Origin of the sequence: Streptomyces sp. NPDC001507 (assembly GCF_042894765.1) — a bacterium.
Classification (GTDB): domain Bacteria; phylum Actinomycetota; class Actinomycetes; order Streptomycetales; family Streptomycetaceae; genus Streptomyces.
Genome location: NZ_JBIAVV010000013.1, coordinates 54,047 through 72,412, shown reverse-complemented (window position 1 = coordinate 72,412; position 18,366 = coordinate 54,047). Strand labels below are relative to the sequence as shown.

Genomic DNA, 18,366 nt, shown 5'->3' with positions numbered 1-18,366 from the left:
GGGTCCTCAACTCACCTGCCCTGTACGGCATTTCAGACACTCGACACAGAAGCGAACAGTCACCGAACGGATTCGCAGTGATGTAACGATTCACCGTGCGAGGCCGGTCAATGACGGTGTGTACTGTGCAGCGAGCGCCACACGGGAGGGGCCCGGGCTCCCCCCTGCCCACTGCTGCCCTACCCCCTGGAAACCGATTCCATGATCGAATTACCGGAACTGGTGGCCGGTGGTCTCGCCGCCGGAACGCTCACCGCGCTCGCCCTCGGCGGCAGCCTGGTCAGGTCCCGGCGTCAGAAGGCCGCGCTGCGGGCCGAGGTGACGGAGCTGCGCGCGCGGCTGGAGGGCACCGAGGGCGCGTTCATCACCGAGGTCGAGCATCTCGCCGCCCGCCGGATGCCCGCGGCCGCCGCCCAGCTCGCCCACCCGCACCTGAGGGTGCCGGGCCCGGCCGGACAGCACACGCCGGGGACTCCCACCGGGATCGCGCTGGAGTACGTGCTCACCGCGCTGCGCGAGGAGCTGACCGCTCAGCGCACCCGGATCGACGCGGCCGCGCAGGCCGGACTGCGCGGCGCCACCAGGGAGATCCAGGCCGCCCTCTACCGGTTGCAGGACGCCCTGCGGGGGCTCCAGCAGCGCTACGACGACCCGGAGCTGGCGCAGACGCTGTTCGCGCTGGACCACGAGAACGAGCAGTCGCTGCGGCGGGCGCAGGTCGCGGCGGTGGTGTGCGGGGCCTGGGTGGGGCTGGCCCGCGAGGAGTCCCACGTGGTGGACGCCGTCACCGGCGGCCAGGCCCGGCTCCCGGGCTACCACCGGGTACGGGTCAACAACCACCTGGAGCCGGGCACCGCCCTGGTGTCGCACGCGGTCGAGCCGGTCGCCATCATCGTCGCCGAACTCCTCGACAACGCGCTGCGCCACTCGGCGCCGGACACCGACGTCGTGGTCGATCTGGAGCACGTCCACCACGGGGTGTGCGTGACCGTCGACGACGCGGGCCTCGGCATGACGCACGACGAACGGGCCCGCGCCCAGCGGCTGGTGGCGGGCAGCGACCCGATCCTGCTGACCGACCTCGGCGACCCGCCGCGCATGGGCCTGGCCGCGATCGGCCGGCTCACCCGGCAGTTCGACCTCAACGTCGACGTCTCCTCCCCCTCGCCGTACGGCGGGGTGCGCGCGGTACTGCGGGTGGACAGCCACCTGCTCGGCCGGATCGACCCCGGCGAACGGCCCCCCTCGGCCAGCGCGCCGCGGTCGACCCGGGAGCGCGCGGTGCGCCGGGAACCGGTGCGGGAGGCCGCGGGGCGCACGACGTCCGTGCGCGAGGGAGCCGCGCCCGAGGCGCCCGTGCCCGAGGCGCCTGTGCCCGGGATCATGCCGGCCGGGTTCCCGGCCGTCGCCGGGCCGGCACCGGACCGGGCCGGGTCGGCCGCCGAGCACGAGCGCGCCCCCGCCCCCGGCCGCGAGGACCCGGGGGACCTGGCCGGTCTGCCGCAGCGGCGCCGCCGTACCCCGGCCGCCGCCCCCGACGCGCCGCGGCCGCAGCCCTCCGCGCGCCGGCCCGAGGAGGCGGCGGCCGCGCTCGCGGCTCTGCAGTACGGCACCGCGGCGGCGCGGGCCCCCAAGCGGGCGAGCGCGCCCGAACCCCAGCGGACCGACGACGAAGGAGGGGCGGCCGGATGACCAGCCGCGAAGTGGGCGAGACGGCATGGGTGCTGGACCCCGTCCTGCAGGTTCCGCATGTACTGGCCGCCGTTCTGCTCACCCGGGACGGCCTCGCGACCGGCTACACCGACGGGCTGACCCGGGCGAGTGCCGAGCGGGTCGCCGCGATCACCAGTACCGTGCAGGGTGCCTGCCGGGCCGCGGCGGCCGCGTTCGCGGACCGGGACCGGGCCGACGTACGGCAGGTGGTCATCGAGTCGGACCACGGGTACGTGCTGATCGTGCCGACCGACCACGGCACCTGTGTCGCCGCCTACGGCGACCCGGAGGTGCGCCTGGACCTGCTGGCGCACCGGGTGCACTCGCAGGTGGCCCGGCTGGGCGAGAAGGCGATGGCGGCCGCGCCCAGAGGCTCCGACGGCGGCGCGCCGGCATGACCGGCCGCCGTGGCGGCCGTCCCCTGGTCCCCGCGTACCTGTCGACCGGCGGGGTGGCCCGGCCCAGCCGTCCGCACCTGGAACGGCTGACCGTGCTCACCCGTACCCGGACTCCCCTGCCCACCGGTCTGCCCGCGGCCGAACTGGCCCTGCTGGAGCTGCTGTCCGGCGGCGCGCTGACGGCGGTGGAGGCGGCGGCGCTGCTGCGGCTGCCGTTCTCCGCCGTGCGGGTGCTGGCCGCCGACCTCGTCGACCGGGACCTGGTCCGGACCCGCGCGCCGATCCCGCCCGCCCAACGGTTCGACCCCGACCTGCTGAAGAGAGTGGCCGATGGCCTCCGCGCCCTCAAACACCAGTGAGCTGCCCCGCAGGGGTGGCACCCATCTCCCCGACGGCGCCCGCGACCTGGTGAAGATCCTGGTCACCGGGCCGTTCGGGGTGGGCAAGACGACTCTCATCGACTCGGTGTCGGAGATCCGGCCGCTGCACACCGAGGAGCATCTGACCGAGGCCTCCGTCCCCGTCGACGACCTCGACGGGGTGCGGGAGAAGGACACGACGACCGTCGCCATCGACTTCGGGCGGATCAGCCTGTCCGGCGGGGTCGTGCTGTACCTGTTCGGGACACCGGGACAGGACCGGTTCCGGACGCTGTGGGACGACATCTCCTACGGGGCGCTCGGCGCGCTGGTCCTGGTCGACAGCCGCCGCATCGACGCCTCGTTCGACGTGCTCGGCCTGCTGGAGGAGGCGGGGCTGCCGTACGCGGTCGCCTTCAACGCGTTCCCCGACGCGCCGAGCCACTACACCGGGGACCAACTGCGCGCCGCCCTGGACCTGGCGCCGGGCACCCCGATGGTGACCTGCGACGCCCGGGACGCGAACTCCTCGGTGGACGCGCTGCTCGCCCTCGTCCAGCATCTGATCGACGACCGGCCGGCGGAGGCCCGATGACCGCTCAGCAGTCCTTCACCGTCTCGGGTCCGGTACGGCTGTGGGAGGAGGGGTTCGCCCGCAACCCGCACGGCTACTACGCGGCCCTGCGCGCCCAGGGCCCGGTCGGCTGGGCGGAGCTCGCGCCGGGCACGCCGGCGTACGTGGTCACCGAACGCCGAGCCGCCCTCGACGTGCTGCGGGACGTGGAGACGTTCTCGCACGACCCGCGGGACTGGGAGGCGACCGTCCCCGAGGACTCCCCGCTGCTCGGCATGATGCGCTGGCGGCCCAACGCCCTGTTCTCCGACGCCGACGCGCACATCCGCTACCGGACCACCCTCATCGACGTGTTCGACCTGATCGAGCCGCACGACCTGCGCCAGTTGGTGCACCGGGCGGTCCGGCTGCTGGTCGACCGGTTCGGGCCCAAGGGGGAGGCGGACCTCGTCACCGACTTCACCCGGCCCCTGATGGCCCTGGTCTTCAACAACCTGTTCGGGCTGCCGGACAGCCAGGGCGACCGGCTCAACGAGGGCCTGCTGAAGATGATGGAGGGCGGCGCCCAGGCGGCCGCGGGCGAGGCGGACTTCGCCGGGTACGTGCTGCGGCTGATCGCCGCCAAGCTCGAGGAGCGCGGCGAGGACCTGCCGAGCATGCTCCTGGACCATCCCGCCCGGCTGACCCCGGAGGAGGTCACCTGGCAGGTGTTCCTCACCCTCGGCGCCGGCTACGAGCCGAGCACGAACCTCGTCTCCAACGCGCTCTCCCGGATCCTCGGCAACCCGGTCTACTACTCCACGCTCACCAGCGGCGCCCGCCCGGTCATGGACGCGGTGATCGAGGTGCTGCACCACGAGACCCCACTGGCCAACTACGGCATCTACTACGCCCGCAGGCCGGTCTCCTTCCACGGTGCGTGGGTGCGGCCCGCGATCCCGGTGGTGGTCTCCTTCGGCGCGGTCGGCCTGTTCGCCGAACGGGAGGTCACCGGCGGCCGGCACGCGGCGGACGCCTCGCACCTGTCCTGGGGTGCCGGCCCGCATGCCTGTCCGGTCCGGCACCACGCGCTGCTCATCGCGACCGAGGCGATCGAACAGCTGACCCTCTGGCTGCCCGACCTCGACCCGGCCTTGCCCCGCGACAAGCTCAGCTGGCGGCCCGGCCCGTTCCACCGCTCGCTGACCTCGCTGCCCGTCCGGTTCAGTCCCCGCTCCCCCGACCAGCCTGGAGAGTCGCCGTGACCGTCACCGACCGCATCGCTCTCGACCCGTTCGGCTCCGACATCCGGGCGGAAAGCGCGCGGCTGCGCGCCCTCGGCCCCGTCGTGCCGGTCGAACTGCCCGGCGGCATACCCGCCTGGGCCCCCACCGGCTACGACGTCCTGAAGCAGCTCATCCTCGATCCCCGGGTCAGCAAGGATCCGCGCAAGCACTGGCGGCTCTGGCCGGAGATCGGCGAACACCCCTCCTGGGGCTGGGTGGTGAGCTGGATCGGCGTCGTGAACATGCTCTCCGCGTACGGCCCCGACCACACCCGGCTGCGCAAGCTGGTGGCGCCGAGCTTCACGCACCGCCGTACCGAGGCGATGCGGCCGCGTGTCACGGCGATCGCCGCGGAACTGCTCGACGGCGTGGCGGCCGCGGGTGCCGACGGCTCGGTGGTGGACCTGCGGGCCGGTCTCGCACAGCCGCTGCCCATGCGGATGATCTGCGAACTCTTCGGCGTGCCGGACGAGATGCGGGACGACACCGGCGCGCTGATCGCGGCCATCATGGACACCTCCGACCCCACCCCCGAGCACGCCGCGTTCGTGCAGGAGCGGATCGGCACGGTCCTCGGCGGGCTGATCGCGCACAAGGTGGAGCACCCGGGCGACGACATGACCACGGAGCTGATCCGGGTCCGCGACGAGGACGGCGACCGGCTCGGCGACGAGGAACTGCTGTACACGCTGCTGCTGGTGATCGGCGCCGGGTTCGAGACCACGGTCAACCTGATCGGCAACGCGGCCGTGGCGCTGCTGACGGATCCGGCGCAGCTGGCGGCGGTGCGCGCCGGGAAGGCCGGCTGGGACGCGGTGATCGACGAGACACTGCGGGTGCATCCGTCCATCGCCTCGCTGCCGCTGCGGTTCGCGGTGAGCGACCTGAAGGTCGGGGGCGTCACCGTTCCGGCCGGGGACGCGATCATCACGACGTACGCGGCGGCCGGCGTGGACCCGGCCCACTACGGGCCGGACGCGGCCGTGTTCGACGCGGGCCGGGGCCGTGACGACCACCTGGCGTTCGGGATCGGCGTGCACCGCTGCATCGGTGCGCCGCTGGCCCGGGCGGAGGCACTGGCCGCGCTGCCCGCACTGTTCGAGCGGTTCCCGGGGCTGCGGCTGGCGGTCGGGGCGGACGAGCTGCGACAGGTGCCGTCGTTCATCGCGTGCGGCTGGCAGAAGATCCCGGTACGTCTGCAGGCGTGAACCGGCGCGGTGGGGGCAGCGCAACGGGGACGGCGGGGGCCTCGACCGGTCCCCCGTTCCGGTCGTGCCCCCGCGCACCGTGAACATACGTCCGGCTCCGGCCGTTGGGTATCGCGCCGATGCCCGTTCGTGCCCGCTGAGGGCTCACCCGTGCACAGGTGAGTCCGGTTGGCCCGGATTCGCCCGCAGCAGGACGGGGGCGGCGAGGTCCCCGAGGGCGAGGTGGGCCAGCACCACCTCGTACAGGTCGGTGCCGGCGGTCAGCAGCTGGCGCTCCAGGACGGGTTCGGCGCCCCGGACGTGTTCGCGGACGGTCTGGGCGTGCACGCCCAGGTCCTGGGCGGCGCGTTCGGCGTTGCCGCCGGCGGCGATCCAGGCGCGCAGGGTGCCGCGCAGGTCGCGGCCGTCCCGGACCAGGCGGTCCAGCAGGTCGCGCGCCCAGGCGCGCAGCCCCGGACCGGCCAGCAGGTCGCCGAGGCGGACGCCGGATTGCGCCGGCACCGTGGCGGCGAGTTCCTCCGTCAGGGCCGCCTGGGTGTTCAGGGCCAGGTGGGCGGTGGCCCGCACGGTGAGGTCGGAGAAGTCCGCGCCCAGCAGCGCCTCGACCCGGTCCATGCGGGCGCGCACGGTGTTGCGGCTGACGCCGAGCACCTTGGCCGCGCTGACGGCGGTGAACTCCAGGCCGAGACGGGTGGTCGCGAGGAGTTCCGCGCGGGTGTGGTGGGGCAGGGTGTCCAGCGGCCGCAGCACGGCGGCGGACCAGGCGTGCAGCGCGCCCGGGTCCATCAGCCGCTCCGGGTGGGTGCGTTCCGCGTAGACGGCGGCCTGGCCGGGGCGGAAACGGGCGACGGCGAGCGCGCTGACGGCCTGGCCGTAGGCGGTGGCCGTCTGGGCCAGGTTCTGCCGGACGCTGCCGCCGAGGAAGGTGCCGGGGCGGCCGCCGACGAGCGAGCGCAGCCGCTCCGCCGTGGCGGGCGCGGGACTGAGGACGATGACGTGGCCGTCCATCGCGGGGCAGCGCACGACGAGGGCCTGACCGCGGGTCACGACCACGCAGTCCTCGGCGAGGCCGTCGCGTTCCGCCGGGTGCCCCTCGACGATGTAGACGCAGGCGCTGTCGGTGTCGAGCAGTCCGGGCCACAGGCCGGCGGCGACCCGGCGGGCGGAGACGGTGTCCTCCACCATCAGGAGCTGCAGGATGGCCAGGCGCAGGTCGGCGGTGGCCCGCCTCAGCCGGTGCCCGGCGGCCGTCAGCTCCCGCTCGCGCAGCAGGAGTTCGACGACGCCGGCGGTGTGGGTGACGATCTCCGCGGCGCGCCGGTCGAAGGGGGTCGCGCGGGCCACGGCGAGCAGTGCGGGGGCGGCCGGACGGGGATCGGGGGCGCGGACCGCGACCAGCCGCAGGTGGCGGTCGCCCTCCTGGACGGCGGCGGCGGAGATCCGCCCGGCGGTCACGTCGGCCGCGACATCCGCGTCGAGGGGCACCGGGGTCCCGGCGAGCAGGGTGCCGTCGCCGTCCTGGAGGCAGACGGTCCCCTGCACGGCGCCGGCGAGCCAGGCGACGACCCGGCGCGGGTCGCGGGCGCCGGGACGCAGATGGTCGAGGAGCCGCTCGGCCCAGCCGTCGCCGTGCAGTGCCGGGTTCTGGGGGCCCTCACCTGCTCGGCCTGCCATCTCGCCCTGCCCCTCGTCCCTCGCGTCGGCCTCGGTCCACGGACGTTACCCGATGGCCGAAGCCCCGTCCCGACCAACGGGCACGGCTCCGTCGGCGGCCCTCGGGGGAAGGGCCGCCGACGGAGAAGCCTCACCCGGGGCCGGGGGGAGGGTCCCGGGGTGGCTGACTCCTCGGGTGCCCAGGAATCCACGGGGTATGCACACCGATTTCCGGCCCGCACGCATCCCGGTACGAGGGCAGCCCCCCGAAGGAACGCAGAGAACTGCGCAACCACCCACCACGCCGCCGCAGACGGCATGTCGCCGCCCCTCCGACCGAGCGCCCCCGAAGGGGCGCGGGGAACTGCGCGACCAGCCACGACGGCGGCGCAGACGGCGGACGGCCTCTCGCGGCACCTCCCGCGGAGCGCCCCGCCCGGCCGGAACTCGCCGTACGGCATAAGCTCGGCGGATGGCGAAGTACTTCGACGTGCACCCCGACAACCCGCAGCCGCGCAGCATCTCGCAGATCGCCGACGCGGTCCGCTCGGGGTCGCTCATCGCATATCCGACCGACTCCTGCTACGCGCTGGGCTGCCAGCTCGGCAGCCGCGACGGCATCGACCGGATCCGCACCATCCGGCATCTCGACGACCGTCACCACTTCACGCTGATGTGCCGGGACTTCGCGCAGCTCGGCCAGTTCGTGCGCGTGGACAACGACGTGTTCCGGGCCGTGAAGGCATCGACGCCCGGCAGCTACACCTTCATCCTCCCGGCGACCCGGGAGGTCCCCCGCAAGCTGCTGCACCCGAAGAAGAAGACCGTCGGCGTCCGCATCCCCGACCACGTGGTCACCCAGGCGCTGCTGGCGGAGATGGGCGAGCCGCTGCTGTCCAGCACCCTGCTGCTGCCGGACGAGGACGAGCCGCTGACCCAGGGCTGGGAGATCAAGGACCGGCTGGACCACCAGGTGGACGCGGTGGTCGACTCCGGGGAGTGCGGCACCGAGCCGACCACGGTCATCGACTTCTCCGGCGGCGAGGCGGAGATCGTGCGCCGGGGCGCGGGCGACACCTCCCGCTTCGAGTGAGCTCGACGATCCCCCGTCCGCGGCTCTCTCACCCTCGCGTGCCACGATGATCGTGACATGCCGCGCCGGGTGTCCCCCACCCCGACGCCGACTCCACAGAGAGGCACTTGCGCCATGACCGCCGTACAGGGATCCGACGTGGACATCACCACCGAGGACGGTGTCGCCGACGCCTACCTGGCCCACCCCGCCGACGGACTCCCCCACCCGGGTGTGCTCTTCTACCAGGACGCCTACGGCCTCCGCCCGCACCTGAAGTCGATGGCGGACCGGCTGGCCGGCGAGGGCTACACGGTGCTGGTCCCGAACGTCTTCTACCGCCACGGCCGCACGCCGATCGGGGAGCTGCCGGAGTTCATCGACCCCTCCGTGGACCCGACGATCTGGCAGCGGATCATGCCGGTCATGCAGTCGTTGACGCCCGAGGGAGTCAAGCGGGACGCCGACGCCTACCTGGACTGGCTGGCCGACAGCCCGCTGGTGACCGACGGACCGGTCGGCATCACCGGTTACTGCATGGGCGCCAGGCTGGCCGTGGGGACCGCCGCCGTCTTCCCGGAGCGGATCGCCGCGGCGGCCGGCTTCCACGGCGGCCGACTGGTCACCGACGCCCCGGACAGCCCGCACCTGACGGTCGGTCCCATCACCGCCGAGCTGTACTTCGGCTTCGCCGACCAGGACCAGTCGATGACCGAGGAGCAGATCCGCACCTTCCAGGAGGCGCTCGACGCCGCCGGGGTCCGCAACACCGTCGAGATCTACCGGGGCGCGGAGCACGGCTACACCCAGGCCGACACCCCGGCGTACTCCGCCGAGGCCGCCGAGCGGCACTGGGACGCGCTGCTCGGCCTGCTGAAGCGCACCTTCTGATCCGACCGACTCACCCGGTTCCGGGGGCCCGTCGACCGACGGGCCCCCGATTTCGTCCATGTTGTTGACATGGACCCGACCGCCCGCCAACCTGAGAGCGCTCTCAGAACTGGTCCGGACCAATTTCCGGGCCAACCCCGACCCCACACGGAGGTGGAGAGTGCGCACAGGACTCGTACGCCGGGCGCTGCCGCTCACGGCCGCGGCGGCACTGATCGGCGGGGTGCTCACCCTGGGCACGCCCGCACCGGCCGGGGCGGCCGTGCCGGACACCGTCCCGCTGAAGATCACCAACAACTCCGGCCGCGGCGACCAGGTCTACGTCTACGACCTCGGCACCCAGCTCTCCTCGGGACAGCAGGGCTGGGCCGACGCGAACGGCACCTTCCACGCCTGGCCGGCCGGCGGCAACCCGCCGACCCCGGCGCCGGACGCCTCGATCACGGGCCCGGCGGCGGGCCAGTCGAAGACGATCCGGATCCCGAAGTTCTCCGGCCGGATCTACTTCTCCTACGGCCAGAAGCTCGACTTCAGGCTGACCACCGGCGGTCTGGTGCAGCCCGCGGTGCAGAACCCGACCGACCCCAACCGGAACATCCTCTTCAACTGGTCCGAGTACACGCTGAACGACTCGGGTCTGTGGATCAACAGCACCCAGGTGGACATGTTCTCGGTGCCGTACGCGGTCGGGGTGCAGCGCGCCGACGGCAGCACGGCGAGCACCGGACACCTCAAGTCGGGCGGCTACAACGGGTTCTTCAGCGCCCTGCGCGGTCAGTCGGGCGGCTGGGCCAACCTGGTGCAGACCCGCTCCGACGGCACCGTGCTCCGCGCGCTCTCCCCGCTCTACGGCGTGGAGACGGGGGCGCTCGCCTCGACCGTCATGGACGACTACGTCAACCGGGTCTGGTCGAAGTACGCGACGTCGACCCTGACCGTCACGCCGTTCGCCGACCAGCCGAACACCAAGTACTACGGCCGGGTCTCGGGGAACGTCATGAACTTCACCAACTCGGCCGGTGCGGTGGTGACGAGCTTCCAGAAGCCCGACGCGAACAGCATCTTCGGCTGCCACAACCTGCTCGACGCGCCGAACGACCTGGTGCGCGGGCCGATCTCGCGCACCCTCTGCGCGGGCTTCAACCGGTCGACGCTGCTGACGAGTTCGAACCAGCCGGACACCAGCCCGGCCGACTTCTACAAGGACTCGGTGACCAACCACTACGCGCGCGCCGTCCACGCCCAGATGGCCGACGGCAAGGCGTACGCCTTCGCCTTCGACGACGTCGGCAACCAGGAGTCCCTGGTCAACGACGGCAGCCCGCAGCAGGCGTACCTCACGCTTGACCCGCTGAGCTGACCCGCGCGAGTGTCCCGCACCCGGCTCGCGGGTGCGGGACACTCGGCTGCCGTGCGTCAGCCGGTCGTGACGGCGGTGTCGTCGACGACGAAGCTGGTCTGGAGCGAGGAGTCCTCGACACCGCTGAACTTCAGGGTGACGGTCGAGCCCGCGTACGACCCGAGGCTGAAGGACTTCTGCACGTACCCGGAGGCCGCGTTGAGGTTGGAGTACGTGGCCAGGGTGGTCGAACCGGCAGTGACCGTCAGCTTGTCGTACTGGGTGCTGCTGGTGGTCTCGGCCGTGTCGATGTGCAGGTAGAAGGTGAACGTGGTCGCGGTGCAGCCGGACGGGATCGTCACCGACTGGGACAGCGTGTCGGTGTGGGTCGATCCGTAGCCGTCGAGCCAGGCCTTGTAGGAACCGGTACGGGCCGCCTCGCCGCTGTCGGTGGTGATGACCCCGCTGGTCGCGGTCCAGGTGGTGTTGCCCGACTCGAAGCCGGGGTTGCCGAGCAGCTGGGACGAGGAGCAGGTGCCCCCGCCGCCGCTGGAACTGACGGTCCAGGTGAAGGAGGCCGTGCCGGTGGCGCCCGTCGAGTCGGTCACCGTGACGGTGGTGCTGTAGGTGCCGGCCGTCGTGGGTGTGCCGGTGATGGCGCCGGTCGAGCTGTTGATCGACAGGCCGGTCGGCAGGCCGGTCGCCGCGTAGCTCAGTGAGCCGCTGTTGGTACTGCTCGCCGATATCTGCAGGCTCACCGCGGTGCCGACGGTCGAGGACTGGCTGCCGGGGTTGGTGACCGTGACGCCCGAGGTGGGCACGGTGATGTGGCTGCCGACGTTGATGCCGGCGAACGCGTTGCCGACGCCCGCGTACTGGGTGGAGCTGGTGCCGTAGAGCGCCGCGGCCGCGTTCAGGGCGGCGGTGCGGGCTGCGGAGTAGTTGGTGCTCGACGTCATGTACGTCGTCAGCGCCTTGTACCAGATCTGCAGCGCCGCGGCCCGGCCGATGCCGGCGACGGCGACGCCGTCGGAGGTCGGGCTGTTGTAGGTGACGCCGTTGATGGTCTTGCTGCCGCTGCCCTCGGACAGCAGGTAGAACATGTGGTTCGCCGGACCCGAGGAGTAGTGCACGTCCAGGTTGCCGACCCCGGAGTACCAGCTGTCGGCGGACGAACCGTCCTTGCTCGGCTTGTCCATGTACCGCAGCGGGGTGCCGTCGCCGTTGATGTCGATCTTCTCGCCGATGAGGTAGTCGCCGACGTCGGAGGAGTTGTTGGCGTAGAACTCCACACCGGTGCCGAAGATGTCCGAGGTCGCCTCGTTCAACCCGCCGGACTCGCCGGTGTAGTTGAGCCCGGCCGTGTTCGAGGTGACGCCGTGGCTCATCTCGTGGCCGGCCACGTCGAGCGAGGTCAGCGCGTGGGTACCGCCGGAACCGTCGCCGTAGGTCATGCAGAAGCAGGAGTCGTCCCAGAAGGCGTTGACGTAGCTGCTGCTGTAGTGGACCCGGGAGTAGGCCGCGACACCGTCGTTCTTGATGCCGCTGCGCCCGAAGGTGTTCTTGTAGAAGTCCCAGGTCATCTGGGCCCCGTAGGCCGCGTCGGCGCCGGCGGTCTGGGTGTTGGAGCCGGATCCGGTGCCCCAGACGTCGTCGGAGTCCGTCATCAGGGTGCCGGTGCCCGACGTGCCGTTGTTGAGGTTGTACGTCTTGTGGCCGCCGCGCGTGGTGTCGTACAGCTGGTACGTCGAACCCGACAGCGTGGTGTTGAGCGTCACCGTGCCGCTGTACTGGGTGTTGCCGGTGCCGGTCTGGACGGCCTGGTAGCGGTAGAGCTCCTTGCCGGTGGTGGCGTCCGTGACGACGTGCAGCTTGCTGGGCGTGCCGTCGTCCTGGAAGCCGCCGACCACGGTCTCCCAGGCGAGCTTCGGGGTGCCGCTGCCGGCCCAGATCACCTTGCGGGCGCTGTCGGCGACGGGCTTCTGGGCGTCGAGGGCCTTGGCCGTCTTGAGGGCCTTGGTCTGGGCGGCGGACTTGCTGTAGGCCGCGCTGACCGTGGGCACCGCGACGGTGTGCCTGTTGTTGTTGAAGGTCGTGCTCACGGTGCCGGCCGCGAGGGAGGCGGGCGGGGTGTGCACGACCAGGTCGCCGCCGAGGACCGGCAGACCGTCGTAGGTGCGCTCGTAACGGGTGTGCACGGTGCCGTCGTTGTCCTTGACGACGTCCTTGACGACCAGTTTCTCCTTGGCGCCGAGACCGATGGTGCGGGCGGTCGCGGCGGTCTTCTGCTGGGCGCTCCTGAGCAGCGCGCTGTGCTGGGCGGGGGTGAGCTTGGCCTCCACGCCGCCGGTGCGCAAGGGGCTGGGGTGGGGGGCGGCGGGCTTGGCGTTCGCCGGGACCGACTGGATGCCGACGGCGAGGAAGGCCGCGGTGGAGACCAGGGCGGCTCCTACCGTGGCCCGTCTGTGGGGAAGACGTCTCACTCGTACTCCTCCTGCTGCGGCCGCCGGGTCGCGGCCGGTGACAGACCGGGCAGACGGGGATGTGCTGTCCGGGAAGAGCTGAGCTGTGCGGGAACCGGGATCCGGGGACCGGGGTGCGTGGTCCGTGATCCGTGGACACGCCGGGGAGAGAGCGTGTGCTGAGCGAGGATTCCAGAATTGACCCGCACATGTCAGCACCACGCGGGCGTTCGAGGGTTTTCCCTATGCACGGCGGGGCGGCCGGGACGGAACGGCGCTCACGGGGACGGCGGACGCACCATGAACACGTCGACCCGGTCCTCGGTCTCGACCACGAACCCATGGCGCTCGTACAGTCGCCGGGCCGCGCCGCCCTGCAGCACGTTCAGCCGGACGGGGACGCCGTCGCGGTCGCACCGCTCCAGCAGCGCGCGCAGCACGGCCGAGCCGATGCCCCGGCCCTGCGCGTGCGGAGCCAGATAGAAGTGCTCCAGCCACCGGGCATCACCGGCCGGCCGCAGCGCCACACAGCCGGCGAAGGCGCCGCGCACCTCGATCACCCAGGTGTGGGCCGCACCGAACCCGTCCCGCAGCCGCTGCCTGACCCGCCGCTCGTCGTACCGCCCGAGCCGCTCCAGGTCGCCCCGCATGACGACGGCACGCAGTTCGGCCACCGCCTCGACGTCCGCGTCCGACGCCGGCCGCATCGTCCAGTCCCCCATCGTGGACACGCTATCCGACGCGGCCGGCGGACCGTCGACGCGCACGCCCGGCTTCGAGCACCAGCCCGAGCCAGGCCAGGCCGACCGATTTATCCTGGTTCAGGACGAACGGGACCGTCGGCAGCTCCCACCGCACGGAAGGGGCGCACGCATGCGGGTCTTCATCGTCGGCACGGGCAACATGGCGGGCGGTATCGCCACCCGGACCCTGGCGGGCGGGCACACGGTCCGGCTGGTCGGAACGGACCCGGCCAAGGCCATGACACTCGCCGACGCCCTGGCCGAGCGGACGCCGGGGGCTGACGTGGCGCCCGCGGTGCCGGACGCGGTCGGGTCGGCGGACGTGGTGGTGCTGGCCGTGCCGTTCGACGCGGCGAAGGAGGTCGTGACCGAGTACGGGGACCGGCTCGCCGGGAAGACCGTCGTCGACATCTCCAATCCCGTGGACTTCTCGACCTTCGACTCGCTGACGGTGCCCGCGGACAGCTCCGGCGCCCAGCAGCTGGCCGAGGCCGCGGCGCCGGGCACGCATCTGGTGAAGGCCTTCAACACCACGTTCGCGGGCTCGCTGGTCGCGGGCGAGGTCGGCGGGCTGCCGCTGGACGTGTTCATCGCCGGCGACGACGCGGCGGCCCGCGACCAGGTGGCCGAGCTGGTCGCCTCCGGCGGGCTCAATCCGGTGGTCGTCGGCGGGCTGCGGCACGCCCGGGAGCTGGAGGGCATCCAGCTGCTGCACATGGCCCTGCAGACCCGGCCCGGGGGGCACGGCTGGATGAGCGCGATCAAGATCGTCGCACCCTGAGCTCCCCGGGCCCGCCCGCGCCGCGGCCGGTCGACGGCGGCTTCGGCCCCTGCTTCCCCAGAGGCAGCCGAAGTCCCGGTGACTGCCCCGGCCAACGCCCCCGGCGCGTAGTACCGTCCCCCACAACAGACGTGGCTCTGGGGGGAGTTGCACACATGCAGGGCCCGCCCGCATCGGGCGGCAACGGCCGGTTCAGCACCCCCGACCACCCGGACCGCAGTCCCCCTACGGCGCCCACTCGAACCCCTACGAGTGGTGACCGGGTCCGGCCCGAACCCCCGTCCCGCGGCCATCCGTTGATCGTTGTACGGTTCCCGCGTGTCTGACTCCTCACGCGATACCGCAGAAGGCGCCGGCTGGGGCGAGACCGAGCGCGGCGCCTACCGCCAACTTATGCCCGACCATGGCGAGAAGCTGTTCTGGTTCAACCCGAGGACCATGTGGGCCGCCCGCAACGGTGTGCTGGCCTCCTGGTTCGGCGACCCGACCGGCCGTACCCGCAGCCGTTGGGTGGCGCAACGGGCGGCTGCCGGGGCGCCCGCCGACAAGCTGATCCGGCGTCATGAGGCGGACCGGTTCTCGTTCATGGTGATCGGTGACACCGGTGAGGGCGACGACTCCCAGTACGCCGTCGTGCCGGGGTTCCTGCAGGCGAGTCAGGACACCGACTTCGCGGTGATCGCGAGCGACGTGATCTATCCGGTCGGCGCCACCGACGACTACGGCACCAAGTTCTTCCGCCCGTACCGGGACTATCCGGCCCCGATCTACGCCATACCGGGCAACCACGACTGGTACGAGGACCTCGGCGCGTTCATGCGCGTCTTCTGCGACGACACCCCGGCGCTGCCGGCCGAACCGGGGCCTCGCCCGCTCACCCGCGCCTGGTGGCGCGCCCTGCTGTGGCACCGTCCGCGTCCGGCGGACGAACAACTCCTGGCCGACGCCAGGAAGTTGCGCGGGCGGCAGGAACAGACGGCCGTGCAGCCGGGGCCGTACTGGGCGATCGACGCCGGGCCGGTCCGCATCGTCGGGATCGACACCGGCCTGCTCGGCACCATCGACGCCGAACAGGGCGCCTGGCTGCGGGAGGTGTCCCGGGGGCCGCGTCCGAAGATCCTCGTCACCGGCTCCCCGCTGTACGTGGACGGCGAGCACCACCCGTGCGCGATCGAGGGCGGCGGCACGGTCGACGACATCGTCCGCGACCCGGCCCACCACTACGTGGCCGCGATCGGCGGCGACATCCACAACTACCAGCGCTACCCCGTCGACGTGGCCGGGCGCACCATCCAGTACGTGGTCGCGGGCGGCGGCGGCGCCTTCATGCACGCCACCCACACCATCCCCCCGGTGTCGGTCGCGAACGTCACCGAGGACGACTTCCGCTGCTACCCGCTGCGCGGCGACTCGCTCGCGTTCTACAGCCGGCTGTACGGCCGCCGGCTGCGGCTGCGCCGCTTCTTCACGCTCACCGAGGCGGAGGCGACGGCCGTGATCACCGAGCGGCTCGGCATCAGGCCCGGCCGTACGCCCGCCGAGGACACCCGGGTCACCCGCCGCGCCCGCCTGGTCGCGACCCTGCTGGGCGCCGGCAGCCGCCCGGACCGCGGGCCGCGCTTCCGGCTGCCCGTGAAGAAGATCTACACCCAGCTGTTCTCCCCCGGCTCGGCCACCTACAGCCCGCCCTTCTTCAAGTGCTTCCTGCGCCTCGACGTCAGCCCGGACGCGGTACGGCTGCGCTGTTTCGCCGCCACCGGGAACCGCCCGCAGGAGCTGGACCCGCCGGTCGAGGACGAGGTCACCATCCCACTGCGCTGATCCGAAGCTGATCACACTCCCGCAATGTTCAGGTGCCACAATCGGGGCAGAACTGACGTACGACCGCTGGAGGACCCGTGCCGTCCACCCCCCGTCCCCTGCGCAGACTGGGCTTCCTCACCATCGGCCTGTTCGACGGCGCGGATCCGGGCCGCGGGCACGAGTCCACGCTGGAGATCATCGAGCTGGGCGAGCGGCTGGGCTTCGACAGCGCCTGGGTGCGTCACCGGCACCTCCAGTACGGCATCTCGTCGCCGGTCGCCGTGCTCGCGGCGGCCTCGCAGCGCACCAGCCGCATCGAGCTGGGCACCGCGGTGATCCCGCTGGGCTGGGAGAACCCGCTGCGGCTCGCCGAGGACCTGGCGACCGTCGACCTCCTGTCCGGCGGCCGCCTGAACCCCGGGGTGAGCGTCGGCCCGCCCATGCACTACGAGCAGGTCAGGGAGGCCCTCTACCCGGGCACGGCCGACGTCGAGGACTTCAGCTACGAGCGGGTGCGACGGCTGCTGGACTTCGTCCGGGGCAAGCCGGCCACCGACTTCAGCGGGGTGGAGGGCTTCGAGGTGTTCTCCGACGTCGTCCAGCCGCACTCCGCGGGCCTCGGGCGGCGGCTCTGGTACGGCGGCGGCAGTCTCGGTTCGGCGCGCTGGGCGGGCGAGCACGGCATGAACTTCCTGACCAGCAGTGTCGTACGGGCCGGGGAAGAGGCGGACGCGTACGACTTCGCCGGGATCCAGCTCTCGCACATCCGCGAGTTCCGCGCCCGTCACCCGGACGGCGAGGCGGCCCGGGTCTCCCAGGGCCTGGTCGTCATCCCCACCGACTCCGCGACGCCCGGGCAGCGCGCCAAGTACGAGGCGTACGCGGCCAAGCGGCTGCCCCGCACCTCGGCCCCGCAGGGTCCCGGCCGGCTGCTCTTCGCGCCGGACATCGTCGGCACCTCGGCGGAGATCGTCGAACAGCTGCACGCACACGCCGCCTTCCGCGAGGTCGACGAGGTGGCCTTCGCCCTGCCGTTCACCTTCGAGCACGAGGACTACGTGCAGATACTCACGGACATGGCGACCCGTCTGGGGCCGGCGCTCGGCTGGCGCCCGGCGGCAGCGGCCTGAGTCACCAGCGGCGCACCTCCGTGCCGGTCACCGGCTCCGACGGCTTGCCGTCCACCCCGACCGGCACCTCGCCGTGCAGCATCACCCGGTGCATGACGCGGGGGAAGCCGAGGTGGGCGTTGTCGCTGGGCGCGAGGTGGATGGTGGCCCTGTTGTCCCAGAAGGCGACGCTGCCGGGCTCCCAGCGGAAGCGGACCGTGTACTCGGGCCGTACGGCCTGTTCGAGCAGCATCTCCAGCAGAGCGGCGCTCTCCGGGCGGGAGACGTCGGCGATCTGCTCGACGTAGTAGCCGTTGACGTACAGCACCCGCTCCCCGGTCTCCGGGTGGACGCGGACCAGCGGGTGCACCGAGGCCACCTGGTGGTCGAGGAGGTGGCGCAGGTAGGAGTCGTCGCCGGGGCGGGGCTGGTAGCCGACGCCGAGGCGGTGCTCGGCGCGCAGGCCGTCGACGAAGGCGCGCACGGGCGCGGAGAGGCCGGCGTAGGCGGCGGCCAGGTTGGCCCAGGTGGTGTCGCCGCCGTACGGCGGTACGGTCTCGGCGCGCAGGATGGTCGCGGCGGGCGGGTCGATCCGTGCCCCGTGGTCGCAGTGCCAGCCGCGCAGCAGGGTGTGCCGACGCCGCTGCAGCCACTCCTCGTGCTCCATCCCGAACCGGCCGCCGAGCTCCAGGCGGTCGGCGGTGGTCTCCACCTCGGGGAACCCGGCCGGCGATGCGCTGCCGCGCCTGCCGAGCACGACCGGTTCGCCGAAACGGCGGGCGAAGGCGACGTGCCCGGCGTGGTCGAGCCGCTGGTCCCGGAAGAAGACGACCTTCCAGCGCAGCACGGCCTCGCGGATCGCCGCGACGACGGCGTCGTCGAGGTCCTGAGCGAGGTCGACCCCGGTGATCTCGGCGCCGATGTGCCCGGCAGCGGGCCTCACCTCGGCCGCATGGTTCCTCGTACGGCTTCCCGTCGTCATGTGCGCTCCGCTGG

The 18,366-nt window shown here is 72.5% G+C and carries 16 protein-coding genes; 12 read left to right on the top strand and 4 right to left on the bottom strand.

Annotated features, from left to right (window positions below):
• The first annotated feature begins 201 nt into the window (after positions 1–201).
• From ACFY0K_RS36355 to ACFY0K_RS36330, 6 genes are read left to right on the top strand one after another with little or no spacing between them, the layout of a single operon-like run.
• The gene (locus ACFY0K_RS36355; protein ID WP_390643431.1) at positions 202–1,692 is read left to right on the top strand and encodes an ATP-binding protein; all 1,491 of its coding nucleotides are present in this window, start codon (positions 202–204) and stop codon (positions 1,690–1,692) included.
• Positions 1,689–2,111 (top strand): roadblock/LC7 domain-containing protein, encoded by a 423-nt coding sequence (locus ACFY0K_RS36350; protein WP_351961430.1) that lies wholly within the window; start codon positions 1,689–1,691, stop codon positions 2,109–2,111. Before ACFY0K_RS36355 ends, ACFY0K_RS36350 begins: the two co-directional genes overlap by 4 nt.
• Positions 2,108–2,470, top strand: coding sequence for a DUF742 domain-containing protein (locus tag ACFY0K_RS36345; RefSeq protein ID WP_390643430.1), 363 nt, complete (start codon positions 2,108–2,110; stop codon positions 2,468–2,470). The genes ACFY0K_RS36350 and ACFY0K_RS36345 overlap by 4 nt, the downstream gene beginning before the upstream one ends.
• Positions 2,442–3,065 (top strand): ATP/GTP-binding protein, encoded by a 624-nt coding sequence (locus ACFY0K_RS36340; RefSeq protein WP_390643429.1) that lies wholly within the window; start codon positions 2,442–2,444, stop codon positions 3,063–3,065. Before ACFY0K_RS36345 ends, ACFY0K_RS36340 begins: the two co-directional genes overlap by 29 nt.
• The gene (locus ACFY0K_RS36335) at positions 3,062–4,288 is read left to right on the top strand and encodes a cytochrome P450 (protein ID WP_390643428.1); all 1,227 of its coding nucleotides are present in this window, start codon (positions 3,062–3,064) and stop codon (positions 4,286–4,288) included. Before ACFY0K_RS36340 ends, ACFY0K_RS36335 begins: the two co-directional genes overlap by 4 nt.
• Positions 4,285–5,517 (top strand): cytochrome P450, encoded by a 1,233-nt coding sequence (locus tag ACFY0K_RS36330; protein WP_390643427.1) that lies wholly within the window; start codon positions 4,285–4,287, stop codon positions 5,515–5,517. The genes ACFY0K_RS36335 and ACFY0K_RS36330 overlap by 4 nt, the downstream gene beginning before the upstream one ends.
• Before the next feature lie 144 nt (positions 5,518–5,661).
• On the opposite strand, the gene ACFY0K_RS36325 is transcribed toward ACFY0K_RS36330, so the two are convergent.
• Entirely contained in the window at positions 5,662–7,191 is a 1,530-nt protein-coding gene (locus ACFY0K_RS36325) for a helix-turn-helix domain-containing protein (RefSeq protein WP_390643426.1), read from the bottom strand.
• A gap of 451 nt (positions 7,192–7,642) precedes the next feature.
• Between ACFY0K_RS36325 and ACFY0K_RS36320 the strand changes: the two genes are divergently transcribed.
• The 3 genes from ACFY0K_RS36320 to ACFY0K_RS36310 all read left to right on the top strand — a co-directional run bounded on the left by ACFY0K_RS36320 (position 7,643) and on the right by ACFY0K_RS36310 (position 10,493).
• Positions 7,643–8,263, top strand: a complete 621-nt coding sequence (locus tag ACFY0K_RS36320) for an L-threonylcarbamoyladenylate synthase (protein WP_351961436.1) — start codon at positions 7,643–7,645, stop codon at positions 8,261–8,263.
• 114 nt (positions 8,264–8,377) lie between these two features.
• A complete protein-coding gene (locus tag ACFY0K_RS36315) occupies positions 8,378–9,133 on the top strand; it encodes a dienelactone hydrolase family protein (RefSeq protein WP_390643425.1) in 756 nt (251 codons plus the stop codon).
• Positions 9,134–9,293: 160 nt separating this feature from the next.
• Positions 9,294–10,493, top strand: a complete 1,200-nt coding sequence (locus tag ACFY0K_RS36310; protein WP_390643424.1) for a glycoside hydrolase family 64 protein — start codon at positions 9,294–9,296, stop codon at positions 10,491–10,493.
• 56 nt (positions 10,494–10,549) lie between these two features.
• On the opposite strand, the gene ACFY0K_RS36305 is transcribed toward ACFY0K_RS36310, so the two are convergent.
• Positions 10,550–12,955: a M4 family metallopeptidase gene (locus ACFY0K_RS36305; protein WP_390643423.1), complete on the bottom strand. Its 2,406-nt coding sequence runs from the start codon at positions 12,953–12,955 to the stop codon at positions 10,550–10,552.
• Between the two features lie 257 nt (positions 12,956–13,212).
• Complete coding sequence (locus ACFY0K_RS36300) at positions 13,213–13,656, bottom strand: GNAT family N-acetyltransferase (protein WP_390643422.1); 444 nt, start codon at positions 13,654–13,656, stop codon at positions 13,213–13,215.
• A gap of 151 nt (positions 13,657–13,807) precedes the next feature.
• Here ACFY0K_RS36300 and ACFY0K_RS36295 point away from each other — a divergent pair, with 151 nt between their 5' ends.
• The 3 genes from ACFY0K_RS36295 to ACFY0K_RS36285 all read left to right on the top strand — a co-directional run bounded on the left by ACFY0K_RS36295 (position 13,808) and on the right by ACFY0K_RS36285 (position 17,391).
• Positions 13,808–14,458 (top strand): NADPH-dependent F420 reductase, encoded by a 651-nt coding sequence (locus ACFY0K_RS36295; RefSeq protein ID WP_390643421.1) that lies wholly within the window; start codon positions 13,808–13,810, stop codon positions 14,456–14,458.
• Between the two features lie 318 nt (positions 14,459–14,776).
• Positions 14,777–16,279, top strand: a complete 1,503-nt coding sequence (locus tag ACFY0K_RS36290; RefSeq protein ID WP_390643420.1) for a metallophosphoesterase family protein — start codon at positions 14,777–14,779, stop codon at positions 16,277–16,279.
• 77 nt (positions 16,280–16,356) lie between these two features.
• Positions 16,357–17,391 carry an LLM class flavin-dependent oxidoreductase gene (locus tag ACFY0K_RS36285; RefSeq protein WP_390643419.1) on the top strand — a complete coding sequence of 345 codons (1,035 nt, stop codon included), beginning with the start codon at positions 16,357–16,359 and terminating at the stop codon, positions 17,389–17,391.
• Between the two features lies 1 nt (position 17,392).
• Here ACFY0K_RS36285 and ACFY0K_RS36280 read toward each other — a convergent pair whose 3' ends face one another.
• On the bottom strand, positions 17,393–18,352 hold the full coding sequence (locus tag ACFY0K_RS36280) for a TauD/TfdA dioxygenase family protein (RefSeq protein WP_390643418.1): 960 nt from the start codon (positions 18,350–18,352) through the stop codon (positions 17,393–17,395).
• Between the last annotated feature and the right edge of the window lie 14 nt (positions 18,353–18,366).